Consider the following 8,186-nt stretch of genomic DNA (forward strand, 5'->3'; position numbering starts at 1 on the left):
TCAGGTGCGGCGCCGTCCCCCCTTGCGGGTGCCGTTGCGTTCGTGTGCCCGCGCCGCGAAGCGGGCGTCGAGCAGCTCCCTGAGCTGGTTGCGTTTGTCGAAGGTGCGGATGGCCCGCTCCTCGTCGCGCGCCGCCACGGCCAAGGTGAGCGCCTCCAGCACGATCAGGAACATACTCTGGCCGCCGTACATCTCCGGCCGGCCCGTCGGGGCGGTCAGCACGGCGTCGGTCCACTCGTCCAGCGCCTCGCGCAGGGTATCGGTCAGCAGGACGGTGCTTGCTCCCGTGTCCGCGGCGTGCTGGAGGGTCACTTCCAGCTCGGGCCGGATGCGGTTCTGCGCGATGATGAGGACCACGTCGTCGGGTCCGAGTGGCAGCAGCCTGTCCACGAGCTGGAAACCGGTGTCGGAGGCCGGCCGGGCGCGGTAGCCGAGCCGGTTGAGCCGGGTCACGGTGTACTCGACGAGGCTCGCGTCCCCGCCCAGGCCCCACACCAGCGTCTCGTGGGCGCCCGCGATCAGCTCCACTGCCCGGCGGAAGTCTGCCGGGTCGAGAGTGCGCCCCAGTTCGTTGAGCAGGTCGGCCCGCTCGGCGAGCAGACTGCCCACCACACCCTCGGGGCCCTCGCTGAAGTTGCTGATCGTGTTGTGCAGCAGGTGGGTCGGCGTCAGCAGGGTGCCGAGGTGCTCCTGGAGGGTGCGCTTGAGGCCCGGAAGCCCGTCGAACCCGAGGGACTTGGCGGTGCGTACGACACTGGCGTCACTGGTGCCGGTGGCCGTGGCGATCTCCTCCGCGGAGGAGAATGCCGCCTGCTGGGGATGTTCGCACAGATAGGTGGCGACCTTGCGCTCGGTGGGAGTGAGCGACTCGTAGCGTGCAGTCACTCGCTCCTGCAGAGTGGGCAGTTTGCGGGCAGCGGACGTCACGGCTGCGGCTCTCCTCGGTTCACCGGCGAACGGGCTGTAGCGGATACTACGCGCACTAGCCGGTTCACGACAAAGTGTCGAGGGGTGGGCCCGGAGTCCTTGCCGGGCCCACCCACCGTGCCGTACCGCATGTTTCACGACTTGGTCGGCCTCACGTCGATGGCCAGGCTGACAGAGAAGGCGCCCACCAGCAGGACGCCGCCGACCACGGCGAGGGTGGCGTCCCCGAACAGTCCGAGCGAGAGGACCGCCAGCAGGACGGCCAGGGCCAGCACCACGGCGACCGCGATCTTCCAGTCGTCGCCGATGACGAAGTCGTACCAGAACTGCCCGAAGGACTTCAGGAACCTCATCGCACGTTCTCCTCGAACGGACCGGCAAGGGCCGGTGTGCTGGTGCGGGGGGTGCGCAGGGCGCTCACGAAGACCCGGCTTAGGAGGAACCACACCATCAGCAGGCCGACGATCGCCACGTCGTGGCCCGGCCATTCCAGGCTCTCCTGGCCGGCGCGGAAGATGCCGATCCCCTCCACTGCCCAGTAGGTGCCGAAGGAGGCGAGCAGCAGCCCGACGCCGTACTTGAGCAGGTTCTCGTCGATCATCGACAGCGGGCGGCGCACCGCGAACGCGATGCCAAGCACGATGACCACCGCGGCCGCGGCGCCCACGCTGGCCGCGGGCACGTTGTCCGCGTTCAGGCCGAAGGTGATGACGATGAAGACGACCTCCATGCCTTCGAGGAACACGCCCTTGAAGGAGACCATGAAGGAGAACATGTCGAGCCGGCCGGCGCTGTGTCCCGCCGACTTGGCCGCCTCGACCTCCTCGCGGTAGATCGCGTCCTCGTCGTGGACGGCTTTGCGGCCCGACGAGCGGAGGATCGCCTTCCTCAGCCACTGCAGGCCGAATATCAACAGTAGGCCGCCGATGACCAGTTGCAACGCGGCTTCGGGGAACCAGCGCCCGAGCGCATAACCGGCGATCGATGTGACCACGGCGAGTACTGCCAGGGCGGCGGCCACTCCGGTGAGTGCCGAGCGCCAGCTTCGGGTGTAGCCCATCGCCATGACGATCGTCGTCGCTTCGACCATTTCCACGAAGCAGGCGACGAAAGTCGCGGTGATGAGTCCCCAGGTTGCCGCATCCATGGCGGCTCCTCTCCTTGGGTCAAGTTTGCAGCATCTGCTGCATTGTTACGCTAGTTACATGCAACATATGTTGTCAATAATGGAACCGCCCCTGTCCGGGAGACGGGAAGCAGGAGGGAGCAGAGCGGGTGGACAAGCTGAGATACGGGTCCGACGACTTCGGCACCGCGGGCACGCTCACCCTCGGTGGTGAGCGGTACTCCGTCCAACGGATCTCCGGCATCGCCCCGGCGGCCTGGCCGTACTCGATCAAGGTCCTGCTGGAGAACCTGCTGCGCCACGCACACTGGGGCCAGGTGACGTCCGATCAGGTCGAGTCACTGCTCGGCTGGGGGCGCGCGGACTCCTTCGCACGGGCCGTCGACGTCCATCCGGCACGCGCGTTCCTGCATGACACGAACGGGGTGCCGGCCCTCGCCGACCTCGCCGCGCTGCGTGCGGCGGTGGCAGAACGCGGTGGCGACCCGGCGCGCGTCAACCCGGTCATCCCCGTCGAATTGACGGTCGATCACTCGGTCGTCGCGGACATAGCGGGTCGTCCCGACGCGGTCGAGCGCAACGTTGCGCTCGAGTACGAGCGCAACGCCGAGCGATTCCGCTTCCTGAAGTGGGGGCGCGATGTGCTGCGCGACGTGGCAGTCGTGCCGCCCGGCACCGGCATCATGCACCAGGTCAACCTCGAGTACCTGGCCCGCGTGGTCGTGACCCGCCACGGCTGGGCGTTTCCCGACCTGTGCCTCGGCACCGACTCCCACACGACGATGATCGGCGGCCTCAGCACCCTGGGCTGGGGCATCGGCGGCATCGAGGCCGAGGCAGCCATGCTCGGCCAGCCCCTATCGATGCTGATCCCTCCCGTGGTCGGCGTCCGGCTGGACAGCGAACTGCCCGAGGGCGCCACCGCCACCGACCTGGTCCTCACCGTTACAGAACTCCTGCGCGAGCACGGTGTGGTGGGCAAATTCGTGGAGTTCCACGGCCACGGAGCCGCTCGCCTCTCCTTGGCCGACCGGGCCACCCTGGCCAACATGGCCCCTGAGTATGGGGCGACCTGCGGGTATTTCCCGATCGATGACGAGACCCTGCGCTACCTGCGTTTCACCGGCAGAGCGCCCAAGCACGTCGCCCTCGTCGAGGCCTATGCGAAAGAACAGGGGCTGTGGCACCGTCCGGACGCGCCGCCGCGCTATACCGAGGCACTCCGGCTCGATCTCTCTACTGTTGTGCCGTCCCTGGCAGGCCCGAGCCGCCCTCAGGACCGCGTGCCGCTCACCCGGGTACGCGACACGTTGCGCGAACGATCCGGCACCGCTGAGCGGGGGAGTGCTACGCGGCCCGTACCGGCAGGGGACGATTCCCACAGCCCCGATGGCCGCCTCCTGGATGCAGCCGTTGTGATCGCCGCGATCACCTCCTGTACCAACACCGCCAATCCGTCGGTGATGGTCGGCGCGGGCCTGCTCGCCCGTAACGCCGTCGAACGCGGACTGCGGACCAAGCCCTGGGTGAAGACCAGCCTGTCGCTCGGCTCCCGCGTCGTCATGGACTACCTGGACGCCGCGGGCCTGACGCCGTACCTGGAGAAGCTGGGCTTCCACCTGACCGGCTACGGATGCATGACCTGCATCGGAGCCTCGGGGCCGCTGGCAGACGGAGTGTCCGAAGCGGTGCGCGAACAGGGCCTCAACGTTGCCGCGGTGCTGTCCGGCAACCGCAACTTCGAGGGCCGCATCCACCCCGAGGCACGCATGAACTTCCTCGCCTCACCCCCGCTTGTCGTGGCATACGCCCTGATCGGCACCGTAGACACCGATCTGACCGCCGAAGCCCTCGGCCTCGACCATAACGGGCACCCCGTTTTCCTGCGGGACATCTGGCCGACCGCCAACGAGATCCGGGAGGTCGTCGAAACCGCGCTCACACCGGACATGTTCGTCCGCGCCTACGCGGACGTCTTTACAGGCGACGCTCGCTGGGCGGCACTTGACGCTCCGGCGGACGAACTCTTCGACTGGCTCGACAACTCCACGTATCTGCTCCATCCCCCGTTCCTGGACGGCGTGGGTGACACGCCCGAGCCGATGGACGACATCCAGGGCGCGCGGGTGCTGGCCAGCCTCGGCGACTCAGTGACCACCGACCACCTCTCGCCGGCCGGTGCCATTCCCGTGCAGAGCCCGGCGGGCCGTTACCTCACCGCGCACGGCACACCGCGTGCACGACTCAACACATACGCCTCGCGCCGCGGCAACCACGAGGTCATGATGCGCGGTGCACTCGCCAACATCCGGCTGCGTAACCGGCTCGTCCCGGGAATCGAAGGCGGATTCACCCGCGACTTCACGGCGAACGGAGCGGTCACCACCATCCATGAGGCGGCTGCCGCTTACCGCGCCGCCGGCATCCCGCACATCCTGCTGGCCGGCAAGGAGTACGGCACCGGCTCCTCCCGGGACTGGGCGGCCAAGGGCCCGGCCTTGCTGGGCGTGCGCGCCGTGCTGGCCGAGTCCTTCGAACGCATCCATCGGTCGAACCTGGTGGGCATGGGCATCCTGCCGCTCCAATTCCTACCGGGCGACAGCGTCACCGCACTCGGACTCACCGGAGAGGAGGTCTACGACATCCTCGGCCTCCCCGACGCCCTCGAGGACGACTGCGATGACAACGGAGCCGCTCCCACAGTGCTAGTACGCGCGGACACCCGGACATTTCGAGCGGCGGTACGCCTAGACACGCCCCGCGAGCGGACTCACTACCGACACGGCGGCATCCTGCCTTACGTCCTGCGCGAATTCACCCGCGGAACACACCCGTGACGGGAAACCCACGGCGCGGATCCGACCACGCCTTGGCAGTGACGCACCGCACCACATGTTCTCCGCGCCGACCCCCAGCCAGGATCCCGACGAAGTTCAGCTCCTCCGCATCGTTGAAGATCAACGGCATGAGGTCGCGGTCCTCCAGTTGCACCAGCACCGCCCCGAAGGTCAGCTCCTCCGCCAGCCATGCGCTGCGCCAGGTCTGTAGGGTCCCCGAGTCCCGTAGCCGCCTGACCTCGGCCTCCGACGTCTGACGTGATCTTTTTTAGCTGGCATTGCAGTACCCGTGAGTGAGTCAGTGAGGCGGTGGATTCGTTGGGCGGGGAGGGGCGATGACGTCGGGGCCGCCGGAGGGGACGCGAAGCTGCAGCGCACGGTGGGAGCGTGAGTTGTTGCAGTCCTCGGCGTACTGGGTGAGGACCCATTGCTGGTGCTGCTCCTTATAGAAGAGCAGCCGGTTGGAGCACTCGGCCCTGGTGGCGGAAGTATGAGCCTCTCTACATGGGCGTTCATCCAGGGTGTCTGTGGCGCGTTCTTGAGGATTTTGATGCGGTGGGTGGTTCGGGCTGCGGTGGGATGGGTGATGACGCCCGAGGATGTAGACGGTGCGTGTGCCATCTCCGTGACCACGAAGGTGTACAGCCTGGTCAACGCTACGGTGACCACGTGGAAGGGGTTGGCGGCGACCAGTCCGGAGGCCTGAGCGCGTACGAGCTCACGCCATGTCGGGACGCTGTGGGTTCGTCGGGGTGCGAGGCCGAGGCTCGCGCTGCGCAGGATGCTGGGGGTACCTGCGAAGGCTGGGGGAGGACGGTGGAGGCTCCGACGCGACGGCATGGCACGTCGGCATTGCTCTGACGGTGAGGTTCGTCATGTGATTACTCACCCTTGGCTGGTCAGGTCAGTACGCGGGTTGCGTGCAGCGAAGACAGTGAACAGGGTGGCGATAACGGCAAGGGTGCCGTATCCGAGCGCGATCTGTGGCAGCGAGAAGACGTTCGAGAGCTGGCCGAAGATGAGGCTGATGAAAGCGGCGCCGCTGTAGCAGAGGAGGTAGATTGCGCTGAAGATCGGCGCCCGGTCGGCCAGGGTGCTGCCGTGCAGCAGGCCGCGAGTGGCGGCGCTGACGGCGATGCCTTGACCGATGCCGGTGACGATGGTTGCAGCGATGAACAACGGCAGTGCGCCGATGACCATGGCTGCAATGATGCCGATCCATCCGATCAGGACGATGACCATGCCGATGCGTTGGGCTGCCGCTGGTGTGAATCGGCCGCCGATGGGAGCGCCGAGAACGCTGGGGGCCATGTAGGCGGCGAATACCAGTCCGAGGATGAGCGGGCTGCGGGTGTGGAGTTGATCTTCGACCAGCGCAGGCATGAAGGACTGGTAGAAAGCACCGGTCGCATAGGTGGTCACGAACACCGTGGCCGCGACAGGGAGCAGACGCCTGACCCGAGCCGGTACGCGGACCCGAGGCAGCAGTGATCGCCAAGCGCCCGGCGTCGGCTTCGTGGTTTCCGGGCTGATGACGATGAGTGCTGCAGACAGTACGAGGAGACCGGCGCACACCAGGTATATGAGGTGGCGTGGCCAGGGGGCGAATTGGACGAGGGCGCCGGCGGTGATGGCGCCGAGGGTGAGGCCGAGCATGGGTCCCTGGCTGGAAGCGACGGAGGCCAGCCATGCCGGCCTGGTGGGCGCGGCGTCGACGATGTAGGAGGTAAGGCTGCTGCTGGCCAACCCCGTACCGACGCCCATCAGGAGCCGACCCGCCAACAGAGTGCCGATGTCGTGCACGTTCAGCAGCAGCAGACAGCCGAGCAGGAGCAGGCCGAGGCTGGCGATCGCGGTGCGCCGTCGCCCTAGGTGACTGGACAGCCGTCCCAGCACCAGCAGTGCGGCGATAATGCCGACGGAGTAGGTGACGAAGGCCAGCGAGATGCCGGCGTTGGTGAACCCATCCTCAGCCCGGTAGGTGTTGAACAGGGGGATCGGTGCGGCCGACGCGGCAAATGAGGCCACCAGGGAGACGAGCGCAGCTGCGAATGCCAGCCGGAGCGTTCTGCCCTGGCGAGGCCGGTTGACGACTGGTGATACGTCTGAGTCGTCGAGAGGGGCCACGTTCGGTCGCGACATAACGGATCATCCTCCGGTAGCTGTGCGAGTAGTCGCCGAGCCCGGGTCGGGCCGAGCACTCTTGTGGGCTCGGTAGCCCACTTCACAGAGTCAACAACACCCGAGATTGGGCTGTCAAGCCCAATCTGTGGCGTATGGAAGCTACGACACGCCCTCGGGCGCCTCACAAGCTCACGGGCAAGGGCCAGGCGGCGCGTACCCGGATCCTGGAGTATTGAGGGTGACGAAAAGCCATCCACCCAGGTGGCGGGCCTGATCGCTGATCTTGAATCTGGCCCACTTCGTCGGGCAGGTAGTACCAACCGTGATGCCTGGAGTGCGGGACCAGCCCGGTGCGGATCACGTCCCGGGTAGGTGGCATTCAGATCGTGCACGGGACCGCGACACAGACGCAGCCGAACGCGGCATCCACCGAATCTGGTCCAGCGAGCAACCCTGTGATCCTTCCTCACACACACCAGCCTGACCATCCATCCCAACGGCCCCAGAACCAACAAAACCTCAGCAGTAGGGCGGGGAAACGAAGGTGAGTCGGCCTGGGAGGCTCCTGAGTACCAGTGGGGTGGCCCGGGTGTTGCTGTTCGCTGTCGAGCGAAGGACTTGCAGAGAATTAACTTGTGGGCTCTGGGACTTGGCGTCCCAGGTCAGCGCGATGCTCGCCCGCATGTTGTTCTTCTGCGAGTTCTTAGCTTGGCGTTTATGCTGCCTGCCGCTTTGAGGCGGGCTTCGCAGTGTCTGCTTTGTTTTGTTTTCCGACGGGGTGCTCGCGGGCTCGGCGCTTGTTCTTCGAGCCTGCTGGCCGACCGGGGCCTGCCGTGCCGGATTTCGGTGCGCGGGCTGGCTGAGGGGTCTTCCTGTGGAGGCGGCGAAATCCTCGGCGGACGCGCGCGGGTGTGAAGCGTCCATGTCGTGCCGGCCGTTCCCATGGCCGACGGAGGTCTTCGGCCAGGGGCCGGGCGAGGCGGAGTTGGGTATAGGCGGCGATGATCAGCCAGGTCCAGCGGTCTGCCGCGGTCGGGTCGCGGAGTTTCGGAGCGGTCCAGCCAAGGGTCTGCTTGATCATTCTGAAGGTGTGTTCAAGATCGAATCGCCGCAGAAACGATTGCCAGAGCCGGTCCACATCGGCAGCGGTGGCATCGCAACGTGACCACCAC

At 66.7% G+C, this 8,186-nt stretch carries 6 protein-coding genes and 1 pseudogene; 1 reads left to right on the top strand and 6 read right to left on the bottom strand.

From position 1 onward, the window contains the following. The 3 genes from ADL25_RS40200 to ADL25_RS40210 form a co-directional block, all read right to left on the bottom strand. A complete protein-coding gene (locus tag ADL25_RS40200; protein WP_059132882.1) occupies positions 1-927 on the bottom strand; it encodes a MurR/RpiR family transcriptional regulator in 927 nt (308 codons plus the stop codon). Between the two features lie 134 nt (positions 928-1,061). Next, positions 1,062-1,280, bottom strand: a complete 219-nt coding sequence (locus ADL25_RS40205) for a hypothetical protein (protein WP_059132883.1) — start codon at positions 1,278-1,280, stop codon at positions 1,062-1,064. After that, on the bottom strand, positions 1,277-2,074 hold the full coding sequence (locus ADL25_RS40210) for a COG4280 domain-containing protein (protein ID WP_059132884.1): 798 nt from the start codon (positions 2,072-2,074) through the stop codon (positions 1,277-1,279). Before ADL25_RS40210 ends, ADL25_RS40205 begins: the two co-directional genes overlap by 4 nt. Positions 2,075-2,202: 128 nt before the next feature. Here ADL25_RS40210 and acnA point away from each other — a divergent pair, with 128 nt between their 5' ends. After that, complete coding sequence (gene acnA / locus ADL25_RS40215) at positions 2,203-4,890, top strand: aconitate hydratase AcnA (protein WP_324614097.1); 2,688 nt, start codon at positions 2,203-2,205, stop codon at positions 4,888-4,890. Here the strand turns inward: acnA and ADL25_RS40220 are convergent. The 3 genes and pseudogenes from ADL25_RS40220 to ADL25_RS52020 form a co-directional block, all read right to left on the bottom strand. Continuing rightward, on the bottom strand, positions 4,868-5,050 hold the full coding sequence (locus ADL25_RS40220; protein ID WP_059132885.1) for a hypothetical protein: 183 nt from the start codon (positions 5,048-5,050) through the stop codon (positions 4,868-4,870). The two genes, acnA and ADL25_RS40220, sit on opposite strands and share 23 nt — an antisense overlap. A 725-nt stretch (positions 5,051-5,775) precedes the next feature. After that, on the bottom strand, positions 5,776-7,032 hold the full coding sequence (locus ADL25_RS40230; protein WP_059132887.1) for an MFS transporter: 1,257 nt from the start codon (positions 7,030-7,032) through the stop codon (positions 5,776-5,778). Positions 7,033-7,729: 697 nt separating this feature from the next. Beyond that, positions 7,730-8,186 (bottom strand): annotated as a pseudogene (locus tag ADL25_RS52020) (transposase); the annotation flags it as partial.

The sequence above is a fragment of the Streptomyces sp. NRRL F-5122 genome, from assembly GCF_001507435.1.
Classification (GTDB): Bacteria; Actinomycetota; Actinomycetes; order Streptomycetales; family Streptomycetaceae; genus Streptomyces; species Streptomyces lannensis.